Below are 25,561 nucleotides of genomic sequence, written 5' to 3'. Positions count from 1 at the left end.
TAAACAATTAAATTATACAAAAGTATCTATTTTGTAATATAATATTCAAAAAATTAAATCCCTTTGGTTTTCAAGGGCGATATTAATTTCTTGTTCTGCAATTTGGATGTTTTCAAATGTGGGCGCAATGTGAAGATGTTCAAGTAATCTAGAAGCAGTAGCATAAGCAAGATTTTCTTCGTTCTCAGAAACAAAGGTGCTTGATATACTGTGAATTAGGTATCTGGTTGCTTTAGCCTCATTCTTATTATGTGTGATACATTTCAATCGATTATTGACTGCGGTGAGCATTGTTCCAGCAACTAAATGACCTATTTCATGCAGGGCAACAGGCTCAACCATTATTTCTTCTAATCCTATGCCCAATACTATTGCGCCATGTGGGAACTCAGGACATTTAGCAATAAAGCTACCACTTTTCGAATAGTCTTTATCGACCCAGATGACTTCAATCCCGGTCTCTTTTATAATGTCTTTCCAGTCCATTAAAATCCTTATTTTTTATTTTTATCTCTATTTTCCAAATATGCAGAAATAACTCCACGTAGTATTGCTTTATCTTCATCAGTGAGAGGAGTGCCTTCAAAAGCTTCAGCATTATCTATAGCTTCATTGAGTTCTGGAGAAAAATTTTGTTCTGGCAATTCTTTACGTCCAAGTAAGTAGTCTACAGAAACGTGGAAGTAGTCGGCTACTTTGGTAATTGCAGCAGCGGATGGATTGGTTTTATTCCATCGGCGAATAGTCCCATTAGCAATTCCAAGTTTTTCTTCAAGTTGTCGAATTGAGATATGTTTTTGAGCTGCAAGTTCTTTTATTTTTTCGTATAAATTCACTTGTATCAACCTTTCAGACAGTACAAGAAAAATATTGTATGAAAAAAGTACATAAACACTTGACATTTGTGTACAGATATAATACAATAGTCCTTGTAAAGAAAAATTATATTTTTGATAAAGAAAACCTAAATAAATACTAAATGAACAACGCCGCCAAGCAAGTTTTGTAAAGTGTTTAATAGGCTCTTTAACTATGCATTCATTGTATGATATTTGTACTCATATGTCAAATGTTATATAGCAAATAATATAATTTTCTCTTTACAAATACTTTGAAAGGAGCGGAAAAATGACGGAAGTAGCACTTGAAAAATATCGTACAGCAGTGAATAATTATCGCGATAAAACAGGTATTTCTATTAAATCGTTAGCTTATGCACTTGAGGGAACGAGTGAGCAACAGCTACGCAATGCTTTAAACAAAACGGACGGTGGTCCTAAGGCTGTTGAAATACTTGCGAAGTTAACAGAAATATTCCCAATGGAACTTAACTAGAAAGAGGAGAGTAAATAATGGCACAGGTAAAAATCAGCTATGGCGAGCGTTCTAAAGAAGAACTAATCAAAATTATTGAGCACCTTGAACAACAGCTAATAATTGAATCAGGGATTAAACGGCAATACATGAAACATCTAGAAGAAGTTATTCAATTTAGATCAATTGAAGATTATCGTCAAACTGTACAAAAAAATAAAGAAACAGCGTAAGCTAGTTCTTCAAATTTGAAAATATTAACCATGATGGCATGGCTTGCAGCGGTAGAAGCATCCATCAAAATTGAACTCTTTACCTTTGTTTGATTCTTCAAGAGACTTAATTGCTTCATGGCAAGAATTGAAGTAACCAAGTTCTAGAGTGTTTTCTGGCAAAGGTCGATGAGTACAGGAAGAAACGTGGACCTCATGTCTTCCCTTGTCATCAGCATTTTTGTTACAGATGTAGATCATATATATTCTCCTCCTTTCTATAAACTAGACAGAACTCATCCTTCTGTCCAAGTTAATTATAGCAGAGGAGTAATCGAGAAACTACGAATATAAGTAAATAGAAAGGAGATTCAAATGACATACAAACCAGATGATTATTTAACTACTAGAGACATCGCAGATAAATTCGGTATCTCAGCTCCTACGGTTTACAGGCGAAAGAAAGAAATGGCAATGCTACCTAAATTCCGCTCAGGGATATTTATGGGCGGTAGTAGAATTCGCTTTAAAGAGTTAGAAGAATTTATGCAGTATGTGCATACGCCTGAATACAGACAGGAGTTGAAAAAGCTAAAAGCGGTTATTCGCTAGAAAATGATTAAAAATGTTCGGGATAAAATCAGCTCGTGAAAAAGAGCTTGAAAAAGAAAATGAATTTTTACGGAAAGAAGTTGAATATCTTCGTAAAGGTTGGGAAGACTGGGAAACGTATGCTGAAGACCTCCATAAATTCTTTGACCGCAAGGATGAAGATAATCAACTCATTATCAATGATTTGAATCGGCAAGTCATGGCAAGCAAAAAAGCTCCTGGCGGCAACTAGGAGCTGAGTAGAAACTTTGCAAGATTCTACTCTGATTATATCAAAAATTCGGAGGAAACATGATTAAAATCAATAAACTTGAAATTGAAAATGTAAAACGGGTTAAAGCAGTAAAACTTGAACCTACAAAGAACGGCTTGACTGTGATAGGTGGTCGCAACGGGCAAGGCAAGACCTCAATCTTGGATGCTATTGCCTGGGCGCTTGGTGGCAATAAATACAAGCCTAGCCAAGCAAAACGCGAGGGCAGCGTACTGCCGCCAAATCTGCACATTGTCATGAGTAACGGCTTGGAAATCCGCAGAGACGGTAAAAACAGTGATTTAAAAGTCATTGACCCAAGTGGAAACAAAGCTGGGCAACAGCTGCTTAATAGCTTCGTGGAAGAGTTGGCGATTAACTTGCCAAAGTTCATAGATTCATCAAATGCGGATAAGGCTAAAATCTTGCTCCAGATCATCGGAGTTGGCGACCAACTGTTTGAGCTGGAGAAAAAGGAAGCAGAGCTTTACAACAGGCGCCGAACCATTGGGCAAATCGCAGACCAAAAGAAAAAGTTTGCGGCTGAAATGAACTACTATACAGAAGCCCCTAAGGAGCTTGTTAGCGCGTCCGAGTTAATCCGTGAACAACAAGCCATATTGGCGAAAAATGCCGAAAATGGGCGCATACGAGCCCAGAGGGATAGCCTCAAAGAGCGACAAGAAAAGCTTGATTCTGAGATTGCTAGATTGATTGAAGAACGCGCCGAAGTTGAACGACAACTTGAAATCGCTGAGAAGTCGGCGCTTGACCTACAAGATGAGTCAACCGAGGAGCTTGAGCGCAACATTGAACAGATTGATGACGTGAATCGCAAGGTGCGGGCTAACTTTGACAAAGACAAGGCAAATGAGGACGCACAGGAATATAAAGATCAGTATGACACCATGACGAATGAAATCGAACAAGTGCGACTGGAAAAATCCAAGCTGCTTGAAGATGCCGACTTGCCACTGTCTGACTTATCTGTTTCCGAAGGCGAGCTGATTTATAAAGGTCAACGCTGGGACAACATGTCAGGGGCTGAACAGCTCAAGGTATCGACTGCCATTGTACGTAAGCTCAAACCAGACTGTGGCTTTATCTTAATCGACAAGCTGGAGCAGATGGACCTTGACACGCTCAAGGAGTTCGGACAATGGCTAGAACAGGAGGAACTGCAAGCTATCGCGACACGAGTTTCCACAGGCGATGAGTGCTCAATTATCATCAGCGATGGCTATGGCGAGGAAGTTGCACAGGCAGCACCAGAAAAACCAAAGTATCAATTTTAGGAGAACAAAATGAAAACACCAGAAGGACTTATTAATGACTTGCGCGATAAATATTTAGAATTATCATCAGACATTGCAAGAGCTGAAATCGCTTCTGTAACACTGATGTTAGATCAGAATGAGCACGATATGTTGTATGAGCAAATCCTGTGCATGAAGAGCTATGCAAAGGTTGTTAAATCACGCGCTAATTATGCACGTCTCAAGTCAGAAGGATTGATTAAAGACACGCCATATATCAAAGAAGAACCAGAGGAGATATAAGATGAATTTTAATATTACAAGCGGACCGACAGCGATCGCACAAAAGGTTGTCATCTACGGCGTTGAAGGTATCGGAAAATCTACCTTTGCTTCACAGTTTCCAAAGCCTGTATTTATCGATACGGAAGGGTCAACAAAAAACATGGACGTTAAACGACTTCCGAAGCCGACCAGTTGGCAAATGATTTTAGATGAAGTTGAACATGTCAAGCAAAAAATGGAGTGGAAAACTTTAATTATTGACACGGCTGATTGGGCGGAAACCTTAACTAACAATGCTGTTATCGCACGCAATAACATCAACTCTATTGAGGACTTGAGCTATGGCAAGGGCTACACTATGGTCAAAGAGGAATTCGGGAAATTGCTCAATAAGCTATCTGATTTAACCGATTTGGGAATCAACGTTGTGGTGACCGCTCATGCGGAAATCAAGAAATTTGAAAAGCCCGACGAGATGGGGGCCTTTGACCGCTACCAGCTCAAACTTTCCAAGCAGTCAGCGCCTTTGCTCAAAGAGTGGGCTGATATGCTCCTCTTTGCAAACTATGAAACCACCATCGTCACGGATGCCAAAACGCAATCTAAAAAAGCGACAGGCGGCCAGCGTGTCATGTTTACCACCCACCACCCCGTCTGGGACGCTAAGAACCGACACGACTTACCCGACAAATTACCTTTTGACTTTGCAAATATCGCACATATCTTTCAAGCACCTGTGACAGTGCCTGAACCTGAGCCACAAGGAGGTAACTGGGTGCCAGGTGGTGGTGAGATTGTGGGAGAAAATCAATTTGCGCGTGAACCAAGCGCCATTGATCCAGAGATTGACCCTGCACTTGCTCAACTCATGGCCGCTAATGAGGTCACGGAGGACGAAATCAAAGCCATTGTAGTTGAAAAAGGCTACATGCCACCAGAAACACCCGTCAAGGATTACCCTGACGAACTGGTTCAAGGTGGGCTTGTCGCACAATGGAACAATATTTTTGAACAAATCAAAGCCAAACGGGCTTATTAAAAGGAGAATTAAAATATGAATGACGAAATGCAAACATTTGGCTGGGATGATGAAATCTCAAACGAAAGTAACTTTACCCTCTTGCCTGCGGGCAACTATCCATTCAAAGTAACCAACTTTGAGCGCAGCGTTTATCAACCGAATCCAAACTTCACAAGTAAAGTCCCAACGGGTACCAACATGGCTGTTCTGACACTTGGAGTTACGAATCCCACGACAGGAGAGACCGCAACGCTAACAGAAAAACTTTACCTTTATAAAAAAGGAGAGTGGCGCATATCTCAATTCTTTGTGGCAATTGGTCAGAAGAAAAAAGGCGAGCCTGTGCGCCCGAATTGGCAAGCGGTACTCGGTGCAACAGGACAAGCTGAGGTCAAAGTACGTAACTATACGGACAAAGACGGAAACCCCGGTCAAGCCAATGATATTAAGGCATTCCTCGAGCCTGCAACGTGGTCACCACAAGACCAATTATACTCACAAGCTCAACCAGCAACGCAACAACCGCAGCCGCAAACACAGCCACCTGTCAAACCATTCCCAGGAGTGCAGACTGGCGGATATAACTTCGGAGGATAAACATGGATTTATATGTAACTAAAACAATTACGGGAAAATTTGAATTTCAATTTGAGGAAGCAACCAAGAAATTCATGCAATGGCTGCTTGATAACGAGTATGATTTTTCTTACAAAATGAATTCAATGTCTGTAACCGTCAAATTTACAGAAGATGATGAATTTGATGAAGCTGTGGCCATGCGCGATAAGTTGGACAAAGAAGCTAACCCGCAGATGACACTTGACTTAGAGGAAGAGAAAGATGGAGCTTAGACCATATCAAATTGAAGCAAATGAAAAAATACAAGAACAATGGGCAAGCGGCGTGAAGAATACGCTGCTTGTTTTACCAACAGGGGTGGGAAAGACTGTGACATTCTCAGACCTCACGCGCACCTTGGTCAGTCAAGGAGAGCGAGTGCTGATCATGGCACATCGTGGGGAATTGTTGAATCAGGCGGCTGATAAGCTCTACAAGGTCACAGGGCTAAGGTCTGCGGTGGAAAAGGCGGACGAAACGGCTAAAAATTCATTTTTCCGTGTGACAGTCGGATCAGTCCAGACCCTCATGCGAGAAAAGCGCCTCAAGCAGTTTCCGCCTGATTATTATGACACCATCATCGTTGACGAAGCTCACCATGTCATGGCCAATGGCTATCAGAATGTTTTAAACTACTTCAGCGGTGCAAAGGTGCTGGGCGTGACAGCCACAGCTGACCGTACCGACAAGAAAAATCTCGGTCAGTTCTTTGAATCGTTGGCTTATGAATATTCACTACCTGAGGCTATTAAGAACAAGTATCTGTCACCGATGAAAGCTCTGACTATTCCGCTTAAGATTGACTTGTCTGGCGTTTCCATGTCGGCTGGTGACTTTAAGGCATCTGATGTTGGCTCTGCCTTAGACCCTTATCTCTATCAAATTGCTGATGAGATGGTTAAGTATTGTTCAGACAGAAAGACTGTGGTTTTCCTGCCATTGGTTGCGACCTCCAAGAAGTTTCGTGACATCCTAAATGAAAAAGGCTTTAAAGCTGCGGAGGTCAATGGGGAGTCCAAAGACCGTGCTGAAATTTTGGAAGATTTCGATAATGACAAGTATAACGTCTTATGTAACTCAATGCTCTTGACTGAAGGCTGGGACTCTCCAGAAGTTGATTGTGTGATTATGCTTAGACCTACAAAGTCGCGCCCGCTTTATGTGCAGTGTATCGGCCGGGGCTTGCGTTTGGCAGAGGGCAAGGAAGACTGTTTGATTTTGGACTTCCTTTGGCATACTGAACGCCATGAGCTGGTTCATCCGGCACACCTTATCGCCAAAGATGAAGAAATCGCACAGAAGATGACCGAGAAAATGGCGGAGCTTGAAGAAGACGGCGAGCCTATCCCCTTCGACCTAGAAGAGGTTGCGGAAACCGCAGAGGGCGAAGTCGTTCAAGACCGAGAAAATGCACTGGCTGAACAGCTAGCAGTATTGAAGAAACGCAAACGCAAGCTGGTTGACCCCTTGCAGTTTGAAATGTCTATCCAGTCGGAAGACCTCATTAACTACAGCCCAAGCTTTGCCTGGGAAATGGGTCCAGCAAGCGATAAGCAACTTGCAGCACTTGAAAAATACGGGATTTTCCCAGAAGAAATCGAAAATGCAGGCAAGGCAACGGTCTTGCTGGACAAATTGAACAAACGTAAAGCAGCAAGTCTGACCACACCGAAGCAAATTCGCTTCCTTGAAAGCCGCGGCTTCCAGCATGTCGGGACTTGGTCTTTCAACAATGCGCGTGCATTGATTGATAGAATCGCGGGCAACGGCTGGCGAATCCCTGCGGACATTAAACCTAGTGAGTACAAAGGAGCTTGATCATGGAAGAAAAATTTGACTTATTACCGCTCCTTGAATACATTCCACCTAGCTCTCTGGATTATCTGGAGTGGGTATCTGTGGGCATGGCTTTGAAACATGAAGGTTATGACTTCCATGATTGGGATGTCTGGTCACAGGCTGACAGTCGCTACAATGCGCATGAAATGGAAAGCAAGTGGGCTTCACTTGGCCACAATGGTGGTCAGCCCGTAACTGGTGCCTTTATCACTATGAAGGCAAAAGAAAACGGCTGGCTATCTCGCCAATATGAAGGCGACGGCATGGAGACCTTCGGCTGGGACGATGAAATCAGCTATGAGCGTGATTATCGCTTTGTTGATAAGGCTTGGGTCGAGGGTAAGGAAATTCAAGAGCCGGGCGACAACTGGAATCCAGTTGAGCAACTGCAAACCTATATTCAAACGCTTTTCAGCAATGACGATCACATCGGTTATGTGGTGGACTCCTGGCAACGCGAAGACGGAAAATACTCGGTCAGAGGGTCTGGTGTCTACACCAAGACAGCCGAGGAAATCCTCAACGACTTGGAGAAGTACAAAGACCAAAAAGACCTAGGCTGGGCAGTTGGTGACTCTAAGAAAGAAGCTGGCGCGTGGATTCGATTCAACCCGCTGGACGGTAAAGGGGTCAAAAACGAGAATGTCACAGACTTTAAGTTTGCCCTAGTGGAGTCAGATAATATGAGTCTTGAAAAGCAGAACGCCATCATGCGTGAGCTTGAACTACCTATCGCAGCTTTGGTCTATTCGGGCGGAAAGTCCGTCCATGCCATCGTCAAAGTGGAGGCTGCCAACTATGCGGAATATCAAAAGCGGGTTGAATATCTCTACAAAATCTGTAACAAGAATGGCTTGCAAGTTGATAGCCAGAACAAGAACCCGTCCCGATTGTCTCGGATGCCTGGCGTAATACGTGGGGAACACAAGCAGTTTCTGATAGATACCAATATCGGGAAATCCAGCTGGGAAGAATGGCATGAATGGATCGAGGACTTGAATGATGACTTGCCAGAGTTCGAAAGTCTGGCCGGCATGTTCGAGGAAGACCCGCAGCTTGCACCAGTATTGATCGACAATGTGCTACGCCGAGGGCATAAAATGCTTATCGCTGGACCGTCCAAGGCAGGGAAATCCTTTGCACTCATGGAAATGTCTATTTCTATCGCTGAGGGCCTGCCTTGGTTTGGCTTCAACTGTGAGCGTGGCAAGGTGCTTTATATCAACATGGAGCTTGACCGCCCATCAGCCTACAAACGTTTCAAGGATATTTACCAAGGCATGGGCATCAAGCCAGCCAATATCCAGAACATCCATGTATGGAACATGCGGGGACACTCAATCCCGATGGACAAGCTGACTCCTAAACTGATAAGACGAGCCCAGAAAGAGAAGTTTGATGCGGTTATCATTGACCCGATTTATAAAGTCTTGACGGGGTCAGAGAACGATGCGGAACAAATGGCTAAGTTTACCAATAACTTTGACAAAGTAGCGGCTGAGCTTGGCACGTCTGTCATCTACTGTCACCACCATTCAAAAGGTGCACAGGGGGGCAAGTCGTCCATGGACCGTTCTTCTGGGTCTGGCGTGTTTGCGCGTGATCCGGATGCTATCCTTGACTTGATAGAGCTTGAAGTGACTGACAGTTTGCGAGATATGCAAGGGAAGCGGGCAACGGCTAACTTCTATGCTGAGAAAATTCGTGATGAAAATCCGAGCTATTTAAACGAGATTGGTCAAGACGATTTCTTATCGGCTGCAGAAATGCGCAAGCACTTAGCTGCGGCGCTTGGAGATGATAGAGCTTGGCAGATATCAGGTTTTGAGCTTGGAGAAGTACAAAAACGGGTCAAATTACAGACAGCATGGCGCCTTGAAGGAACCTTGCGGGAGTTTCCCAAGTTTGAACCAGTCAATCTGTGGTTCAACTATCCGCTTCACGTTCATGATGAGGTGGGTGTGTTGAAAGACTTGGACTATGTGGGGACGGATAAGCCCTATAATCAGCGAAAAGCGGCCGTTAAATCCCGAGACTCTGCAGAGAAGAAAGCCGAACGCAAGAAGAAAACAACTGATGAACTAATCTCGGCATTCTCAATCCTTGATGAAGGGGATGGCGTTGTCAGAATCGGTAAGCTTGAAAGCTATTTTGAAAAATCAAGAAATACAATCAAGAATTGGCTGAAAAATCAGGATGTTTTGATGATTGATGAGGAAGGTTTTGTTTCTATGAGGTTAGAGCTAGATTAGTATTTCATTAGAAATGAAACCCCTGTCAAACCTATCAATTTAACAAGAAATTGATACCCCTGTCAAACCTGTCAATTATCGGAAAAGTGACACCCTAAATCACTATCAAAAAAGGGTATAAATTGACAGTTTGACACTGTCAAAAAAAGGGTGTCAGTGAATTCTATAACTTTGTTATTAGAATTACGGGGGTGTGTAGGTGTATTGACAAGTCAAATCCGTTTCTGGGTATGCGGATTTTGACAAGTAAATGACACCCCCACCGATCGCGCGAGGTGGATGGAAAAATTAGAAAAATGAGGTTGAAAAAAAGTGAAATGAAAAAAGGTAGAATTTCAAAAAAGTTGGATGGTGTTAGAAAAATGCCTCCGAGTTATCACACGATTCCTGGTCATGAGTTTAGCTATGAAAAAAGCGAAGTCATGAATTATTTGAAAAATGATGATGAAGCTATGAATTGGTTTTTCAGATTGATGCAGACAAATGAGCTGATTGTCTATGACCCCAACACAGGAAGGTGGCAAGGCAACGACTATGAACTATGAAAAATTTTTCAGCGACGTAAAAGAATGGATTGAAAAGTGTAATTCACAGGCGATCAAACTCGGATTTTTTGAAGAAGATTTCTGGACATGGGTGATCATGTCGCTTGGTGAATTATCAACAAAATACAATAATCACCCGCTGGCCATGAAGCAAACTTTCATGCTCATGGACTGGCTAGATGATACCTATAAGGAGGCGAAGGATGGCGCATAAATACGGCGCAAAGAAAGTGACTGTTGATGACATCACATTCGACAGCAAAGCGGAAAGCATTTATTATCAGCTGCACAAGCACAATCCGAACATGCGGATGCAAGAAAAGTTTGTCTTGCAAGAGAAATTCCGAATGAATGGCAAGGCATACCGTGAGATTGCCTACAAGCCGGACTTTACTTTCTATGATGAGGCTGGGCAACTGGTTAAAGTCGTGGACGTGAAAGGGATGCTTTTGCCTGAGTTCAAAATAAAGGCCAAAATGTTTGCGAATCGGTACGGGTTGCCTATCACGATTGCAAAGAAAGTGGCACGAAAAGATGAATTTGAGGAGAAAACAATATGAAGAAGGCGGAGGAAGCATGAAAGAAAAATATAAACAATGGATTAAAAAAGCACTCGCAGACATAGGAGAGGAAGATGAGTAAAATGGAATTTAAAGCAAAAACAGCAACTGAAGCTTTAGAAAAAATAGCAAATGCAAGTCGTGAATATCATTGGGGATGTGATCAGATTTTCATTTATGATTTACCGTTTGAAATGTCTGATGTTCAAGATTACGCTAAAGCAACGTTAAATAATCAGCCCAAGCTCAGCATACCGAAGAAAATTGCGGAATTGTTGGATGTTGGATTCGAAAAACTTTATCCGAAAGACGTTGGTATTTCGAGCATATATAATCTTTCAAGAATGCATTTTAGCGAGAAAGAACACAAACGGTTGCTTCTTTGGGATAGACAAACTGAAAATGCTAATGCTTTAGCAGTTGCCTATCTCGCAAGCAAGGCGCTAGGTGTTGAGCTTGTGGAGGTTGAGGAATGAAAGTTTATATTTTTGAATATATTGAAGGGTTAACAGATTACTATCATGACGGCGGCGGCTTGGTTGTCGTAGGACGTGATGCTCTAGATGTATATATGCGAAAAGTTAAAGAGCTTAATGATGAGGAATCTGAATATAGTAAGTACCCTGTGCTGAGAGAGTTGCCAGAACCAAGTGCGGTTTTTGAAACAACTGAAACAGAAGAACGTATTTACATTTTTCAAGATGCAGGCTGCTGTTAGGTAAGGAGGGATGATATGCGATTAAACAGAGGTAGTAGGATGAAAAACTTACATGGTAATGAAATAGTTCTTATACTGGTTCTTATTTGCTTAAGTGCAATTGTGATTGTTGCAATGTTAACAGGAAATTTAGACAATTTATTACATTAAAAATAGCCCGCTGGCGACGGGCTTGACAAATACTATGTTACTAACACTATTATATCATTTTTGGAGGTGTTAATAATGGCTAAGATTGACAAAATAGATCGACTTATTCGTGATTATGTGAACGGGTTTATTGACAAGCGTATTGAAGCTATTGAAAATAGATACAGGTATAAATCAAAGATTGATAATCTCGGAATTCGCACTGCATATAGCGGTGTATCTGAACAAGAGCGCGCTATTTTACTTAAGGAGCAGATTGAGAATGACCCAGAAATAATCAATCTAAAGTATCAGAAGAACCAGATTGAAGCATGGTATCATTCTTACCCAGATGCCAAGATGATCTGTGAACTCCGCTGGAAAAAGAATATGCAACAATGGGAAATTGAGCAAGAAATGCGAATGAGTCGAAGCACAGTTCATAATCGCTATGTAGAGCTAAAAGCAGAGATTATAAGATGGTCGGGATTGGAGCCATAATGCTTGCACATCCGTTGGACAAAAATAGCACATAATGTGGACAACAGACCATGTTTTCAGTGATATACTTGTATCATGAACAAATAAGCAAAGACACATGAAAAAGTTCGGTTGAGTAAAGAGTGCTGACATTGTTCATAGCTGTTAGGAGCTACTTTACGTAGCGAGACGTTGCTGGACGATAAAACCAGCATTTGGGAACTTAGCTCAGTTGGTAGAGCAGTAGATTGAAGTTCTATGTGTCTCAGGTTCAATTCCTGAAGTTCCCATTTGTGCATCTCGGTTGAAGCAAGGTGATACTTGTCCGAGAGCCTTCTTTGGTACTTGTGGAAGTACCTAAAGTAGCTAACATGAGGCATGGTGATAGCCCTGCTGGAAAGTCATCCAAAGCTCGTGAGAGATAGAGGAACTAGTAAAAGCTAGTGTGAAAATGGAGGCGTGCCACAATAACATAATCATAGAGCATAGGTCTTTTCGTTGGATAGAATTGGACGGCGCAGGAAATAGTAACTGGTCGTTCGGCTAAGTTAGTGGTAGGAGTTTGCAATCTTCTTCAAAACCTTAGTAATTGCAAAACAATCCGATTTGCCGTGAACAGAAGAAATTCTGGTATAAGAAAAGCGCTTAGTACGAGTAGCATAAGGCAACCTAACAGATTATATTGCTAACATATTAAATCTGTATCATGTGAAAGTTGGTGAGTTTCGTTCTCAGCCCTGACGTTAAAAGAGAAGCAATAGGAGCTTAGAGAGTTGCTCCTTTAAGTAGAGCCTATTGAGTCAGTCGCTTAATAATGAGAGTGTTATTGTGGTTGGAGAAAAACCGCACAATTAAGGGTTATTCGTATAGTGGTAGTACAGCAGTCTCCAAAACTGTTAGCGCTGGTTCGATTCCAGCATAATCTGTAGCAGGTATTTACTGAGATTTTTTTGATATGATTATTCCTTTAAATAATAATTTTTTGAATTTTTTCAATTAACTGTAGAATATATTTAAACATCTAACAATTAAAAATACAGGTATTTTTATATTTTTATTATTAGTGCTATAATATAAGGGTTAATGTATTATTATGGAGGAACCTAAACATTGGAATACTTAAGGATTTTTCATTATAAAATTACTGAATCAGGTATGAAGCCTAGTGCAGGGAAAATCTATACTGCTGAAAGTGGAGCTTTAACAGAAGAAATTCAAAAATTTTTTAATAAACATGTTAAAGATATTTTAGAATCAAAAAGAACAAGAAATAGTAGGTTTAAAAAAATAGATTCTCCTTTTTTGCAATATTTTGAGGGAATATTTGATTCTTATGATAAGTTTGATCAAAAATCAAAGCTTTTAAATACTCGTTTTTATAATAAATTGGCTCAAGCACAGAAAAAAGATTTTCTACTTATTATATTTGACTCAAGTTATGAAGGGGAAAAATGTCTTGGAGTACTCACAATGGAAGCTAAAAAGGGGCTTCAACTTAGCGGTGATATTTTATCTATAATAAATGATTTGTTACCTGATTCTGGAGCAAAATTAAAAAAAGCAGCAATTGTATTTGAAAGAGAAAGTTTGACTTTTAAAAAAGAACAAGAAACTACTGTCGGTGATGATGAAATGAGTATACGACATGCAGTTGTTATTGATCGTCAAACTCCAGATATCACTAATCATTTTATGGATTTTTTAAATAGTGAAATTATCCCGGATAAACCGACAGAAGTTACTAAGATTCTGCTTAGGGCATTCCCAAAGGTCTTAAGTAAGTATCTTTTGCCAGACTTCAAAAAGAAGGACATACAAAATGAGATAAGAAATATGTTCTCAACACGCAGAGATTCAAATTTTGATAGTATAACTCATACTCTAAAAACTAAATTTCTATCCGAAGATAAACTAGAAAAAGATAGTATTGATGTGGACGATTTGAGTTTGCAAGTTTTTAGAGAAGCTAAAAAACAAAGTTCAGCAATTACTTATTCTTTTACTGCAGAATCCAGTCGATTCTCGAAAAACATTATTAAAGATTTGAAAGGAGGGAAAAATATTAATTTGGTTATCTCAGAAAAGAGCATAGAAGAAGGGGATGTAAAAATTAAAAACCTTGAAAAAAAAGATGAACCATATATAATAGTAGAAGTAAAAAGAGATGCAATAAAATTAGAAAAGACAATATAACTTGGATTAGAGAGGAGAAATGAATAATGAGAGACCTATATCATAATATTATTGATTTTTCTTCAAAGCATTCAGATATAATAGAACGTTTCAACTTAATTGAAAACTTGTTAGTGAAACAAATTATTGAGTTTAGTAGTTTACCAGAAGATAAAAATTATTTTATAAAGACTATTGAAGATTTAAACGATAAAATTAAAGTGGAAGTTGATGAAGTTGAGTTAGGCACGAAGGATAGTTTTCAACAGATTAATTTTACGGAGGCAGATATTAAAATTGTTATAACATACGATTTATGCCATACTACACAAATTAATATTATAAAAGAAAAAAATATAAACGAAATTTTTCGAGAAGTGGTCAAGAAATTTAAACTCAAAGATATCAGAAAAATAAATAATGAAATTTTATTAAATTTAATTAATAATAGTGAAAAATACTCACTTAAATTAAAAACAAATTGGGCTGCTTTCTTTAAAGATAAACATTATTCAGAAAAAAAGTCACTAGTCCTTCCGGATTTAATTCCTATGAATATACAGGAGAAGTTCTCCAGAGAAATATTTGAGGCATTTATTGATTTAATTGCTGAGAAAAGAATTGGTGATGATTATCTGATAAGTTTAACTGATAACAAAACTTTGAATTTCTCAAAGGAAAAACTTCCAGATACTCCTGATAACAGCAATATATATTCAATCATTAAATATATTTTTGATGATGAGTATAGATATGATGATAAGCTAAAAATATTCAGAACTATACTTAGTAAAGTGTTAAGCGATACTGAGATTAGAAATATCAATTGGGATAGAATTTTACAGACATTAAAATCTAACTATTCTCTTTTTATTAATGAAAAGATGGAAGATTTTATTAGATTAAAAACCTCTTTGGCTAAACAAGCATCAACGTTAAATCAAGTCGTAGATAAAAGTATTGATAGTAAAGTTGATGAATTTTCCAAGCAAATACTTATAATAGTTGCAACAGTTTTATCTAGTTTTGTGGTTAAAATTGGTAGTAATAACCAGTTCATTCTCATTAGTTCAGCCATAGCGTATGTTGTTTTAATTTTAATTTTTAATCTTATAAAAGGTATTCATTTTTCTTCAATAAGTTTCAAAAAAAGTATGGAAGGCATAAAAAATATAGATAAAAGTTTGAAAGAATTAGAGTATTCGAGTAACAATGATGTATTGAATAATAGTTCAAATAACATAAATTCGTCACTTAAAAAGTTAAGCCTAATTGAAAATTTGCAATTTGCTTTACTTTTACTTATTACTATAGGGTTAATTGCTATGCTTGTTATTGCATAAGAATATTATATAGATAAAGCTGTCAGAAATGGCGGCTTTTTGTATTTTGATATTGAAGGAGGGGACATGACTTTAAGAGCTGACCGAACAGGAGCCCACCGGGTAGGCTTTGACAAGAACAAGAAGCGACTGCTTAAGACACAGAACACTTGCGGGATATGTGGCAAGCCCATTGATAAGAAACTCAAGGCACCACATCCATTGAGTCCAGTTGTTGATCACGTTGTTCCAATCAACAAAGGCGGACATCCATCAAGCATGGAGAACTTGCAGCTGGCTCACTGGACATGCAACAGACAGAAGTCTGACAAGTTATTCAACGTGAAGAAGGAAGAACCTAAGGTAATTGGCAACAGGAACCTTCCACAGAGCCGTGATTGGGCTTCTTACGTGTCTTAGGTATTTCTGGATAAAAATATTAGGAGAGATTTAAAATGCGACAGCGGAAAAATTAGGGGGCGTATCCCCCTCCCCTGGGCTCAGCCCGAGCTTCACGCCGTCACTGTACATTTTTTCTCGCGCGACAACTGAAAGGAGTTGAATAAATGGCCGGAAAAGGCATGAGTTACCTGAAAACAAAGCTGTCTGCTCATAAATCGCGGGTAGATATGCGATATAAGCAATATGCGATGAAACACCATGACATGACGGTTGGAATCACAATCCCGCCAGAAATGAGGGCACGATTTCGCGCAGTTCTGGGCTGGACGGCTAAAGGAGTGGACACTCTGGCAGACCGTCTTATTTTCCGAGAGTTCGCCAATGATGGTTTTGAAGTAAATGAGATTTTTCAGGCAAATAACCCTGACGTTTTTTCAGACAGCGCCATTTTGTCGACTCTGATTGCATCGTGCAGCTTCACTTATATTTCAAAAGGAGATAATGGCGAGGTGCGCTTGCAGGTCATCGAAGCCAGCAACGCTACGGGGGTTATCGACCCAATAACTGGGCTTTTGACGGAAGGTTATGCGGTACTTGAACGAGATGAGCATAATAGCCCGATTCTTGAAGCGCATTTCTTGCCTAACCGGACGGATTATTATCATGCGGATAAATCGAAGGATTTTTCAAGCTACCACAATGCTGGACATCCGCTCTTAGTGCCAATTATCCACCGTCCTGATGCAGTTCGACCATTTGGAAGGTCAAGGATTACGCGGGCAGGCATGTATTATCAGAGATACGCCAAGCGAACGCTGGAGCGTGCAGATGTGACTGCTGAGTTTTACTCCTTCCCGCAAAAATACGCGGTGGGGACTTCTGCTGATTCTGACCCTATGGATAAATGGAAAGCGACTGTTTCAAGTATGCTGGAATTCACCAAGGACGAAGACGGCGACAAGCCAACACTTGGGCAGTTTACAACATCAAGCATGACTCCATTTACTGAACAGCTTAAAACGGCTGCGGCTGGTTTTGCGGGAGAAATGGGCTTGACTATGGATGACTTGGGCTTTGTGTCTGATAATCCTTCCTCTGCAGAGGCTATCAAGGCTAGTCATGCAAACTTAATCCTTGCTGGGAAAAAAGCACAGCGCAGCCTTGGGTCTGGTTTCTTAAATGTGGCTTATGTAGCGGCTTGCTTGCGAGATGATTTCCCATATTTGCGCAGCCAGTTCTCAAATACAAAAGTCAAGTGGGAACCGATGTTTGAACCAGACGCCAGCACCTTGTCAATTATTGGCGATGGAGCCATTAAGCTCAATCAAGCCATACCAGGTTTCATGACTGCGGAAACGATCCAGGACTTGACTGGGATTGTCGGAGGAAAAGCACCAGTCGTTCCAGTTGCTTCAGCTACGCCACTAGCTCAAGCGGTAGATGAGGCGGAGGTATAGCATGGAAGATATAGTTCCAGGACTTTTGGATGCCATTAACGCTGAATTTGATGTTCGGACTTCCAAAAGTATAAAACTTAAAAAAGCCTTTCAGTTATTGCAGGAGGGAAATGTGAGCTATCTTGATGCTCATGATTTTGCGGTGGAAATTAGTCAAATATTGACGGATGTTTTTCGAGAAAATCTTGGTCCAGATATACTTCCAGACGGTAAGATGTACTATAATATTGCTGAGCGAATATTGAATGACACACTGAGTAAAAATCATGAGTTGATTTCTGGTTTTTCTGCAGATGTCCAAACACAATTGAATCAATTAGCAGAGCTTCGTTTAAAAGCTCAAATTCCTGAATTAAATCAAGATAGAATCGATGGTTTGATTAACAGAATTTCGAGTGAGGATTTCGAAAACGTTTCTTGGCTGCTTGGTGATCCGATTGTTAATTTCGGCCAAAGTATTGTAGATGATTCAATCCAGAAAAATCTTGATTTTCAATATAAAGCAGGTCTGAGGCCACGAATTATCAGGAAAGCTGAGAGCAAAGCGTGCAAATGGTGCCAAAATTTAGCGGGTATCTACTTGTACCCTGACGACGTGCCAGATGACATATTTCGGCGCCATCAAAGGTGCCGGTGTTCAACGGACTTTAATCCAGGCGATGGAAAAAGACAAGATGTCTGGTCAAAACGCTGGGAAGCACCTCGGAAAAATGCTAAAATGGAAGCAAGAAAAGATATTGTTGAAGTCAATAAAACCACGCTATATGGAGCACCTAACTCAATTACTCAAATCAATGGCAAGAGAGGTGGTGTAACCAGAAATCATTATGACGAGACAGGCAGATGGGCCAAGCAGATTTCTAATGACCACCATGGATTTCCTAAAAAACACCCTTTTGGAAAAAATGGAGAACATGCTCATGACATTGTTTGGGAAAACGGTAAATTAGTGGATAGGATTGTGCGAGAATTGACAGACGCTGAAAGAAAGGAACATGGTGACATATTATGAATGCAAATAGGCTAAAAATATGGATTGACTCTTTGACAGATGACATCGAGTTTTCTTTCAATGGGAAACATGGTGCGATCATGCCGTTTAATCGCTCAAATATATCGCTTGGATATGATGGTGAGGTTACTGATGTCACTTCTGTAGAGGCAGCCATGTCGACACCATTCATAGAGGGTAAGAACCTGAATGAAATAGCTGAACAACTAGAATTTTAAAGCACCAGCCAAGCGGCAAGGTGCTATTTTTATGCTCATTTTTCCCAGCGAGAGGGTTATCATGCGTGTTAAATGATTGAAAGAGGGATTTTATGACTGCTAATGTACGACTTGGCAATCAGTATCCTACTCAATCGGTAATTATTCCATTTACTGAGTCCAGGTCTGAGGAAGCCATTGGCTTTTATGAGAAAACAGGGCTTGAGAGTTATGAGTGGCAGCGTGAAATGCTTAAGGGCGTTATGGCGGTGGATGATGATGGGCTTTGGGTACATCAAAAGTTCGGTTACTCACTGCCACGCCGTAATGGTAAAACTGAAATTGTCTACATGCTAGAGCTTTGGGCGCTTGAGCAGGGGTTAAGTATCTTGCACACGGCCCATCGGATTTCTACGTCACACTCCTCTTTTGAGAAGCTTAAGAAATATCTGGAGGATTCGGGCTATGTTGAGGGGGAGGATTTCAACTCTATCAAGGCCAAGGGTCAGGAGCGGTTGGAGCTTTACCATAGCGGGGGCGTCATTCAGTTTCGGACCAGGACATCCAGCGGTGGCTTAGGTGAAGGCTTTGACTTTCTCGTCATTGACGAAGCTCAAGAATACACCACAGAGCAAGAGGCAGCCCTGAAATATACGGTCACGGACAGTAAAAATCCCATGATGGTGATGACAGGTACCCCACCGACACCAGTTTCCAGCGGGACTGTGTTTACGCATTTCCGGGAGAAGACCTTGTTTGGTCAATCCAAATATGCGGGCTGGGCGGAGTGGTCGGTGGATGCTGAAAAAGACATTAACGATGTTGAGGCCTGGTACAATTCCAACCCGTCTATGGGCTACCATCTCAATGAACGCAAAATCGAGGCTGAATTGGGTGAGGATAAGCTGGACCACAATATCCAGCGCTTGGGCTACTGGCCGAAGTACAATCAGAAGTCTGCTATTTCTGAAAGTGACTGGTCTGCGCTTAAGCTCAACCGGTTGCCGGTGCTTCAAGGCAAGTTATTTGTCGGGATTAAGTACGGGAACGATGGGGCGAATGTCGCCATGAGTGTTGCTGTAAAGACCTTGTCAGGGAAAGTATTTGTCGAAGTGATTGATGCACAATCTGTCCGTAATGGCAATCAATGGATTATCAATTTCCTGAAAACTGCAGACGTGGCTAAGGTAGTCATTGACGGTCAGAGCGGTCAGAGTATTTTGGTTCAGGAGATGAAAGACTTCGGACTGAAAGCGCCAATATTGCCGACGGTCAAAGAGGTCATTAATGCCAACTCCCTTTGGGAACAGGGGATTTTTCAAAAGTCCTTGGCACATATGGACCAGCCTTCATTGACAACGGTTGTGACCAACTCAGAGAAGCGAAATATCGGAACCTCTGGCGGCTTTGGTTATAAATCGCAGTTTGATGATATGGACATCAGTTTAATGGATAGCGCTTTGTTAGCGCATTGGGCTTGTGCAAATACCAAGCCTAAGAAAAAACAACAAGTTAGGTATTAGACGACTAATTTTTTAGTCGTTTTTTTAATACAAAAAATTACCGAACTGCCGGGAAAGCAGGAGAAAGGATTTGACTATGTCAGAATTTAAACCTATCACGTCGCAAGAAGACTTGGACAAAATCATTAATGCTCGTTTGGCTCGCCAAAAAGAGACTATCGAAGCAAAATATGAAGACTATGACCAAGTCAAAACACGGAATGCAGAGTTGGAGACCGAAAATTCTAACTTGCAAGAAACTGTCGCAAAATCTGGGGAAGCTGCCAAAACTCATGAGCAGACTGTCTCAGATTTACAAGCACAAATCGCTAAGCATGAGACATCGCAACTCAGAACTCAAGTCGCGCTCCAAGCTGGTCTGCCATATGATTTGGCGGGACGTTTGCAAGGAGATGATGAAGAGAGTCTGAAAGCTGATGCCGAACGTCTTAGCGGTTTCATGAAACCTAAAGCACCAGCTGCGCCACTTAAAAGCCAAGAGTCTAATCTTGGAGATGGTAAGGACGGCGCTTATAAAGCACTCGCACAAAATTTAAGCACTGAAGGAGAATAAACAATGGTACTTTCAAAAGGAACTCTATTTGATCCAGAACTGGTCTCAGACCTCATGAACAAAGTAAAAGGCAAAAGCTCACTTGCGCTCTTGTCTAAGCAAGTCCCAATCCCATTTAACGGCCAAAAGGAATTCATTTTCACGATGGATTCTGAAATTGATGTCGTGGCGGAGAACGGCAAGAAATCACACGGCGGCATCTCACTTGAGCCAACTATCGTTGTGCCTATCAAGGTCGAATATGGCGCACGTGTATCTGATGAATTTATGATCGCTTCTGAGGAAGAACGTATCAACATTCTCAAAGCATTTAACGAAGGCTATGCCAAGAAGTTGGCGAAAGGTATCGACCTTATGGCGTTCCATGGTATTAACCCCCGTTCTGGTGCGGCTTCTGCTGTCATTGGCAACAATCATTTTGACAGCAAAGTCACTCAGACCGTTGAATTTACGCCAGCAGACCCAGATGCAAACATTGAAGCAGCTGTTGCTTTGGTGCAAGGCTCAGAAGGTGAAGTCAATGGTCTTGCAATGGATACAGCTTTCTCATCTGCTTTGGCTGCAATGCGCACGGGTGGTGATACTAACATCCGTCTTTTCCCAGAGCTTGCATGGGGTGCTAATCCTGGATCAATCAACGGTCTTAAAGCCGACATCAACAGCACGGTGTCAGCGGGCACGGCTGGAGATGTCGCTATCCTTGGCGACTTCGAAAATATGTTCAAATGGGGCTACTCTAAGCAAATCCCGCTTGAGGTCATTCAATATGGTGACCCAGATAATAGCGGTCAAGACTTGAAAGGTTATAACCAAGTTTACTTGCGTTCAGAAACTTATCTTGGCTGGGGTATCATTGACGGAAACAGCTTTGCCCGTATTGTAGACTTGCCCTAAGGTCCCCCAAATTACCCTGAGCGGGGCTGTCTCTACTGACGGCCAGAATGCTGAGCTGACTTGGACTTTGGACGGTGAGTTGCCGTCTGATATTACTAATGTCAAAATAGCTCGCTCTCCTGCTTCGGCAGGTCAAACTTGGGAGATTGTGCTTAATTCGTCAGACCTGGACACCTTTAGTTTCGTGGATACTGAAACATTTGGTGTGGGTAGCTGGAATTATCGCGTAATCTACGAGGATGCACAGGGTAATGATAGGGGGCAATCAAACGCTGCGATTGTCACGTTTCCAGGAGGTGCTTAGATGGCTTTTTCAGTAGCTGATTTGAAGTCTATGTTTGTATCTGGGTCTAAAATGAAGCAACAAATGTTTCATGATCTTATTGATGCGGTTTATCCTAGTGCTGAAAGTCCTAAGGTTTCTGCTGAGCATGATGTGCCCTATTTTAGGATTGAGCGTACTAAGTCTGGTGCTGTCTATAATTATGTGATTGTTGGAGAGCTTAAACCAGCGGAATTCATAGATTTTATGCCGGAAACTGACTACTTATTTGCGGATGTAACTGACTTTCCAGAGCTTGCGTATTATAACAATTCTCCAGCTTTTTCTAATTTGAACGTTATTCAAAATATTATGGGGTCTATTGATACCCTTGTTATGGTACTTAAAAATGGAGGGATTTATCTCAGAAATACTGCATATCAAACATCAATCGCACATGGAGGTATGTCTTCTGACCCTGATGCTCCAGGACTTGTTACTGCACAGATCGTGGCTCTTATAGGTGATATGCCACTAGAAGGAGAGGAATTTTAATGGCAACAAGTGAAGATTTAAAACAAATGTTTGTATCTGGGTCTAAAATGTACCAGCATATGTTTCATAGTTTGATTGACTATATCGATCAAGTGAAGCAAGAAGCCAAGTCAGAGGTCACGACTGAAATCATGGACATCATTGCCAAGCAACATGAAGTAAGTGAAGTTTCAACGTTCACAACAGCGGACGGTACGGATATTAATTGGTTGAATTATGGAAAAGTTTACTCTATTTGGACTTCTCAGGAAGTTGAAACCGAGTTTGTTATACCCATGAGCGGTCATCAGGTTGCAACGTCTGTAGATGTTCCACCATTAGCTGAATACAAAGGAGACCCGCTGATAGAGCTGGTTTATATTAAAGAGGGTACAATCGTGCTTCCGGCTGCTCTGGCAGAGATTTCAAAAGACGGGGTTTTTGTATATCCAGCTTCGGGCGGTGATATGACTGTCGTTGCAGGGTGGAAGCTCATCGTGCGCAGCGTATTAGTTCTTGACTATACGCCTGAACAAGTAGCTCAGCATAACGCTAAGGTACTTGCTGAGGCAAAAGATGTTCTTGGTGAAGATGCCGTCAATAAATTATTATCTAAAGGAAATGAATGATGATGAAAATATATAAGAATACAAAAACAGGGGCAACTTTTACCACTGCAAGTATCATAAAAGGCGGGGACTGGGTAGAAGTTACTCAAAAAGTAGTCATTGAGCCTAAGGTTGAGGAAAAGGAACCTGAACAGACAGAAGAACTCGTCGAACAGGTTGAGGAAGATTCGAAAACCGAAGTGCCTGACGACATTACCAAAGCCCAAATCATGCAAGAGCTTGATGCTCTCGGCGTGGAGTACAACAAAAAAGCCACCAAGACCGAACTCTATGCTCTGATGATGGCGCAAGGAGAGTGACAATATGGCAGCTTTTGTAACCCTTGACGATTTGAGCAGCTTGTGGCGCCCTTTGAAGCCAGAAGAGCTAGAGCGGGCAGAAAAGCTGCTGGACGTGGTCTCTGATAGTCTTCGCATGGAAGCTGACAAAGTCGGCAAAGACTTGGACGAAATGGTGGCAGAAAAGCCGCCGTTTTTCTTGACCACGGTTAAGTCCGTGGTGGTGGATGTGGTCGCACGAACGCTGATGACCTCGACTGACCAAGAGCCAATGACCCAGACCACGGAAAGTGCGCTGGGTTATTCTTTTTCTGGGTCTTACTTGGTGCCAGGCGGCGGTCTTTTTATCAAAGATTCGGAGCTTAAACGCTTGGGGCTCAAGAAACAGCGAATCGGTGTGAGGGAATTTTATGGGGAAAATTAAAGGCATTACTATCATGTTGATTGACAAGGTCGAGACAGGAAAAGACCCTTTCGGCAAGCCAATTTATTCGGATGTGCCTGTCGAGGTTGAAAATGTTCTGGTGGCTCCAAGCTCAGCTGATGACATCATCAACTCGGTCAATCTTATGGGGAAAAAGGCAGTCTATACTTTGGGGATTCCTAAAGGCGACACGCGCGACTGGGAAGATAAAGAAGTAATCTTTTTCGGGCAACGTTTTAGGACATTCGGCTTCCCTCTTGAAGGGATTGAGGAACTTATCCCGCTAGATTGGAACAAGAAAGTGATGGTGGAACGCTATGGTTAAAAATACTTTTCAATTGAATCGTGCGGGAGTGGCATCTTTGATGAAGTCTGCAGAAATGCTAGGGGTTCTGAACGACAAAGCTACGGCTATAAGAAACCGCTGCGGAGATGGTTATGAACAGGACAGCCATGTCGGGAAAAATCGGGCGAATGCCATGGTCTATGCGGCGACAAGAAAAGCCAAAAAGGACAACAAGAAAAACAATACTTTATTGAAGGCGGTACGGTAGATGATTGAAATTTTAATTTTTGAATATCTAAAAGAGCGGTTATCTGTGCCGGCTTTTTTGGAGATTGAGACGGACATGCCTGATTCTTATGTGGTTTTTGAAAAGACAAGCGGGGCGAAGTCTAATCATATCCTGTCATCTACTTTTGCTTTTCAAAGCTATGGATCGTCCATGTATGAGGCGGCCAAGCTCAATGAAGAAGTTATGACTCTGATTGAAGACATGATTATTTTGGATGAAATCGCAAAAGTTTCGCTCAACAGCAATTACAATTTCACAGATACAGAAACTAAGAAATATCGCTATCAAGCGGTATTCGATATTACACATTATTAGGAGGAAAATTTATATGGCAAATACTGCAAATGTTTCGACTGCTAAACCAAAAGTTGGGGGCGCCATTTATTCTGCGCCTTTGGGCTCAGCATTGCCGACAGATGCCACATCAGCATTAGACACAGCTTTTAAGTCTTTGGGGTATGTCTCAGAGGATGGTATGGTAAATGCCAACTCTCCAACATCAGAAAATATACTAGCTTGGGGTGGAGATACGGTAGCAACTGTTCAGACCGAAAAGCCAGATACCTTTGCTTATACTTTGCTTGAAGCGACAAATGTTGACGTCTTGAAAGAGGTTTATGGCTCAAGCAATGTTACAGGTGACCTTGAGACAGGGATTGTGATTACTGCCAATGCCAAAGAGCTTGAGGAGCATGTCATTATCGTCGATATGGTCTTAAAAGGCGGTATCTTGAAGAGAGTTGTTGTCCCTGTCGGCAAGGTCTCGGAAATTGGAGAAATCAGCTATGTGGATGCGGAAGCTATTGGTTATCAGACAACGCTGACAGCAATGCCTGACCAAGCGGGGAATACTCACTATGAATATATCCAAGGGACTGGCACCGTGACCCAAACCGCTGTTATCGGTCAATCAGAAATTGATGGCGATGATGTCATCGGATAGGAGAAACTATGTCTAAAAACATACTTAAAGGCACAACAAAATCGGGATTTCGCTATGAAATTCCAGCACAAAACTTGGACGACTACGAGCTTTTAGAAGTAGCTGCAGAAGTGGACTCAAACATGGCACTAATCCCAAAAATGGTTATTATGCTTCTTGGTGAACGCCAGACCGCAAATTTGAAATCATTCTTGAAAAAGCGAGATGGCTATGTGTCGACTGAAAAAATCGGTGTTGAACTTCATGACATTATGTCTGGGGAACATGAGTTAAAAAACTCCTAGTCCTTG

The 25,561-nt window shown here is 41.4% G+C and carries 37 protein-coding genes and 2 tRNA genes; 37 read left to right on the top strand and 2 right to left on the bottom strand.

All coding sequences use genetic code 11. The features are described from left to right. Window positions 1-45: 45 nt before the first annotated feature. On the bottom strand, window positions 46-486 hold the full coding sequence (locus ACGHCK_RS05760; protein ID WP_271327983.1) for a hypothetical protein: 441 nt from the start codon (window positions 484-486) through the stop codon (window positions 46-48). A gap of 8 nt (window positions 487-494) precedes the next feature. Beyond that, the gene (locus tag ACGHCK_RS05755; RefSeq protein ID WP_251421190.1) at window positions 495-836 is read right to left on the bottom strand and encodes a helix-turn-helix domain-containing protein; all 342 of its coding nucleotides are present in this window, start codon (window positions 834-836) and stop codon (window positions 495-497) included. Between the two features lie 292 nt (window positions 837-1,128). Between ACGHCK_RS05755 and ACGHCK_RS05750 the strand changes: the two genes are divergently transcribed. The 37 genes from ACGHCK_RS05750 (at window position 1,129) to ACGHCK_RS05570 (ending at window position 25,555) form a co-directional block, all read left to right on the top strand. Continuing rightward, window positions 1,129-1,335 carry a hypothetical protein gene (locus ACGHCK_RS05750; protein WP_251421188.1) on the top strand — a complete coding sequence of 69 codons (207 nt, stop codon included), beginning with the start codon at window positions 1,129-1,131 and terminating at the stop codon, window positions 1,333-1,335. A gap of 17 nt (window positions 1,336-1,352) precedes the next feature. Continuing rightward, on the top strand, window positions 1,353-1,547 hold the full coding sequence (locus tag ACGHCK_RS05745; RefSeq protein ID WP_251421186.1) for a hypothetical protein: 195 nt from the start codon (window positions 1,353-1,355) through the stop codon (window positions 1,545-1,547). Window positions 1,548-1,901: 354 nt separating this feature from the next. Beyond that, complete coding sequence (locus ACGHCK_RS05740) at window positions 1,902-2,138, top strand: helix-turn-helix transcriptional regulator (RefSeq protein ID WP_251421184.1); 237 nt, start codon at window positions 1,902-1,904, stop codon at window positions 2,136-2,138. Window positions 2,139-2,151: 13 nt separating this feature from the next. After that, window positions 2,152-2,370 (top strand): hypothetical protein, encoded by a 219-nt coding sequence (locus tag ACGHCK_RS05735; RefSeq protein ID WP_251421182.1) that lies wholly within the window; start codon window positions 2,152-2,154, stop codon window positions 2,368-2,370. Window positions 2,371-2,429: 59 nt separating this feature from the next. Next, on the top strand, window positions 2,430-3,686 hold the full coding sequence (locus ACGHCK_RS05730) for an AAA family ATPase (protein ID WP_271327981.1): 1,257 nt from the start codon (window positions 2,430-2,432) through the stop codon (window positions 3,684-3,686). 9 nt (window positions 3,687-3,695) lie between these two features. Beyond that, the gene (locus ACGHCK_RS05725) at window positions 3,696-3,950 is read left to right on the top strand and encodes a hypothetical protein (protein WP_251421178.1); all 255 of its coding nucleotides are present in this window, start codon (window positions 3,696-3,698) and stop codon (window positions 3,948-3,950) included. Window position 3,951: 1 nt separating this feature from the next. Continuing rightward, window positions 3,952-4,971, top strand: coding sequence for an ATP-binding protein (locus ACGHCK_RS05720; protein ID WP_251421176.1), 1,020 nt, complete (start codon window positions 3,952-3,954; stop codon window positions 4,969-4,971). Window positions 4,972-4,986: 15 nt separating this feature from the next. Then, the gene (locus ACGHCK_RS05715; protein ID WP_251421174.1) at window positions 4,987-5,550 is read left to right on the top strand and encodes a hypothetical protein; all 564 of its coding nucleotides are present in this window, start codon (window positions 4,987-4,989) and stop codon (window positions 5,548-5,550) included. Between the two features lie 2 nt (window positions 5,551-5,552). Continuing rightward, entirely contained in the window at window positions 5,553-5,804 is a 252-nt protein-coding gene (locus ACGHCK_RS05710; RefSeq protein WP_251421172.1) for a hypothetical protein, read from the top strand. Then, window positions 5,794-7,389, top strand: coding sequence for a DEAD/DEAH box helicase (locus ACGHCK_RS05705; protein ID WP_251421170.1), 1,596 nt, complete (start codon window positions 5,794-5,796; stop codon window positions 7,387-7,389). Before ACGHCK_RS05710 ends, ACGHCK_RS05705 begins: the two co-directional genes overlap by 11 nt. A gap of 2 nt (window positions 7,390-7,391) precedes the next feature. Further along, window positions 7,392-9,662 carry an AAA family ATPase gene (locus tag ACGHCK_RS05700; protein ID WP_271327980.1) on the top strand — a complete coding sequence of 757 codons (2,271 nt, stop codon included), beginning with the start codon at window positions 7,392-7,394 and terminating at the stop codon, window positions 9,660-9,662. Between the two features lie 317 nt (window positions 9,663-9,979). Further along, window positions 9,980-10,207 carry a hypothetical protein gene (locus tag ACGHCK_RS05695; protein WP_251421166.1) on the top strand — a complete coding sequence of 76 codons (228 nt, stop codon included), beginning with the start codon at window positions 9,980-9,982 and terminating at the stop codon, window positions 10,205-10,207. After that, window positions 10,197-10,421, top strand: coding sequence for a hypothetical protein (locus tag ACGHCK_RS05690; RefSeq protein ID WP_251421164.1), 225 nt, complete (start codon window positions 10,197-10,199; stop codon window positions 10,419-10,421). Before ACGHCK_RS05695 ends, ACGHCK_RS05690 begins: the two co-directional genes overlap by 11 nt. Beyond that, the gene (locus ACGHCK_RS05685) at window positions 10,411-10,767 is read left to right on the top strand and encodes a DUF1064 domain-containing protein (protein WP_251421162.1); all 357 of its coding nucleotides are present in this window, start codon (window positions 10,411-10,413) and stop codon (window positions 10,765-10,767) included. Before ACGHCK_RS05690 ends, ACGHCK_RS05685 begins: the two co-directional genes overlap by 11 nt. A gap of 83 nt (window positions 10,768-10,850) precedes the next feature. After that, window positions 10,851-11,243, top strand: coding sequence for a hypothetical protein (locus ACGHCK_RS05680; RefSeq protein WP_251421161.1), 393 nt, complete (start codon window positions 10,851-10,853; stop codon window positions 11,241-11,243). After that, window positions 11,240-11,485 carry a hypothetical protein gene (locus tag ACGHCK_RS05675; protein ID WP_251421139.1) on the top strand — a complete coding sequence of 82 codons (246 nt, stop codon included), beginning with the start codon at window positions 11,240-11,242 and terminating at the stop codon, window positions 11,483-11,485. Before ACGHCK_RS05680 ends, ACGHCK_RS05675 begins: the two co-directional genes overlap by 4 nt. A 225-nt stretch (window positions 11,486-11,710) precedes the next feature. Then, the gene (locus ACGHCK_RS05670; protein ID WP_251421136.1) at window positions 11,711-12,115 is read left to right on the top strand and encodes a DUF722 domain-containing protein; all 405 of its coding nucleotides are present in this window, start codon (window positions 11,711-11,713) and stop codon (window positions 12,113-12,115) included. A 196-nt stretch (window positions 12,116-12,311) separates the two neighbouring features. Then, a tRNA-Phe gene (locus tag ACGHCK_RS05665) sits at window positions 12,312-12,384 on the top strand. Between the two features lie 565 nt (window positions 12,385-12,949). Beyond that, a tRNA-Trp gene (locus ACGHCK_RS05660) sits at window positions 12,950-13,020 on the top strand. 184 nt (window positions 13,021-13,204) lie between these two features. Continuing rightward, window positions 13,205-14,287, top strand: coding sequence for a nucleoid-associated protein (locus tag ACGHCK_RS05655; RefSeq protein WP_271327979.1), 1,083 nt, complete (start codon window positions 13,205-13,207; stop codon window positions 14,285-14,287). 26 nt (window positions 14,288-14,313) lie between these two features. Continuing rightward, entirely contained in the window at window positions 14,314-15,609 is a 1,296-nt protein-coding gene (locus ACGHCK_RS05650; protein WP_251421132.1) for a hypothetical protein, read from the top strand. A gap of 66 nt (window positions 15,610-15,675) precedes the next feature. Continuing rightward, window positions 15,676-16,008: an HNH endonuclease gene (locus ACGHCK_RS05645; protein WP_251421130.1), complete on the top strand. Its 333-nt coding sequence runs from the start codon at window positions 15,676-15,678 to the stop codon at window positions 16,006-16,008. 146 nt (window positions 16,009-16,154) lie between these two features. Further along, the gene (locus tag ACGHCK_RS05640) at window positions 16,155-17,447 is read left to right on the top strand and encodes a hypothetical protein (protein ID WP_271327978.1); all 1,293 of its coding nucleotides are present in this window, start codon (window positions 16,155-16,157) and stop codon (window positions 17,445-17,447) included. Window position 17,448: 1 nt separating this feature from the next. Beyond that, a complete protein-coding gene (locus tag ACGHCK_RS05635) occupies window positions 17,449-18,459 on the top strand; it encodes a hypothetical protein (RefSeq protein ID WP_251421126.1) in 1,011 nt (336 codons plus the stop codon). Beyond that, window positions 18,456-18,677 (top strand): hypothetical protein, encoded by a 222-nt coding sequence (locus ACGHCK_RS05630; RefSeq protein WP_251421124.1) that lies wholly within the window; start codon window positions 18,456-18,458, stop codon window positions 18,675-18,677. Before ACGHCK_RS05635 ends, ACGHCK_RS05630 begins: the two co-directional genes overlap by 4 nt. Window positions 18,678-18,769: 92 nt before the next feature. Further along, complete coding sequence (locus tag ACGHCK_RS05625; RefSeq protein ID WP_271327977.1) at window positions 18,770-20,179, top strand: DEAD/DEAH box helicase family protein; 1,410 nt, start codon at window positions 18,770-18,772, stop codon at window positions 20,177-20,179. A gap of 76 nt (window positions 20,180-20,255) precedes the next feature. Further along, complete coding sequence (locus tag ACGHCK_RS05620) at window positions 20,256-20,732, top strand: capsid assembly scaffolding protein Gp46 family protein (protein WP_271327976.1); 477 nt, start codon at window positions 20,256-20,258, stop codon at window positions 20,730-20,732. Window positions 20,733-20,735: 3 nt separating this feature from the next. After that, the gene (locus ACGHCK_RS05615; RefSeq protein WP_251421118.1) at window positions 20,736-21,626 is read left to right on the top strand and encodes a phage major capsid protein; all 891 of its coding nucleotides are present in this window, start codon (window positions 20,736-20,738) and stop codon (window positions 21,624-21,626) included. A gap of 304 nt (window positions 21,627-21,930) precedes the next feature. Beyond that, window positions 21,931-22,443, top strand: coding sequence for a hypothetical protein (locus ACGHCK_RS05610; protein ID WP_271327975.1), 513 nt, complete (start codon window positions 21,931-21,933; stop codon window positions 22,441-22,443). Next, complete coding sequence (locus tag ACGHCK_RS05605) at window positions 22,443-23,051, top strand: hypothetical protein (protein WP_251421114.1); 609 nt, start codon at window positions 22,443-22,445, stop codon at window positions 23,049-23,051. The genes ACGHCK_RS05610 and ACGHCK_RS05605 overlap by 1 nt, the downstream gene beginning before the upstream one ends. Next, window positions 23,051-23,350 (top strand): hypothetical protein, encoded by a 300-nt coding sequence (locus ACGHCK_RS05600; RefSeq protein ID WP_286927520.1) that lies wholly within the window; start codon window positions 23,051-23,053, stop codon window positions 23,348-23,350. The genes ACGHCK_RS05605 and ACGHCK_RS05600 overlap by 1 nt, the downstream gene beginning before the upstream one ends. Before the next feature lie 4 nt (window positions 23,351-23,354). Beyond that, on the top strand, window positions 23,355-23,753 hold the full coding sequence (locus tag ACGHCK_RS05595) for a phage Gp19/Gp15/Gp42 family protein (protein ID WP_251421110.1): 399 nt from the start codon (window positions 23,355-23,357) through the stop codon (window positions 23,751-23,753). Further along, window positions 23,740-24,078 carry a hypothetical protein gene (locus ACGHCK_RS05590; RefSeq protein WP_251421108.1) on the top strand — a complete coding sequence of 113 codons (339 nt, stop codon included), beginning with the start codon at window positions 23,740-23,742 and terminating at the stop codon, window positions 24,076-24,078. Before ACGHCK_RS05595 ends, ACGHCK_RS05590 begins: the two co-directional genes overlap by 14 nt. Further along, a complete protein-coding gene (locus ACGHCK_RS05585; RefSeq protein WP_251421106.1) occupies window positions 24,071-24,307 on the top strand; it encodes a hypothetical protein in 237 nt (78 codons plus the stop codon). The genes ACGHCK_RS05590 and ACGHCK_RS05585 overlap by 8 nt, the downstream gene beginning before the upstream one ends. Then, on the top strand, window positions 24,308-24,643 hold the full coding sequence (locus ACGHCK_RS05580) for a hypothetical protein (RefSeq protein WP_251421104.1): 336 nt from the start codon (window positions 24,308-24,310) through the stop codon (window positions 24,641-24,643). It begins immediately after the preceding gene. A 13-nt stretch (window positions 24,644-24,656) separates the two neighbouring features. Continuing rightward, on the top strand, window positions 24,657-25,271 hold the full coding sequence (locus tag ACGHCK_RS05575; RefSeq protein ID WP_271327973.1) for a phage tail tube protein: 615 nt from the start codon (window positions 24,657-24,659) through the stop codon (window positions 25,269-25,271). 8 nt (window positions 25,272-25,279) lie between these two features. After that, complete coding sequence (locus ACGHCK_RS05570) at window positions 25,280-25,555, top strand: hypothetical protein (protein ID WP_251421099.1); 276 nt, start codon at window positions 25,280-25,282, stop codon at window positions 25,553-25,555. Window positions 25,556-25,561 lie beyond the last annotated feature (6 nt).

It is taken from the genome of Lactococcus muris, assembly GCF_042849115.1.
GTDB lineage: Bacteria > Bacillota > Bacilli > Lactobacillales > Streptococcaceae > Lactococcus > Lactococcus muris.
This window is presented reverse-complemented; position numbering and strand designations above follow the sequence as displayed.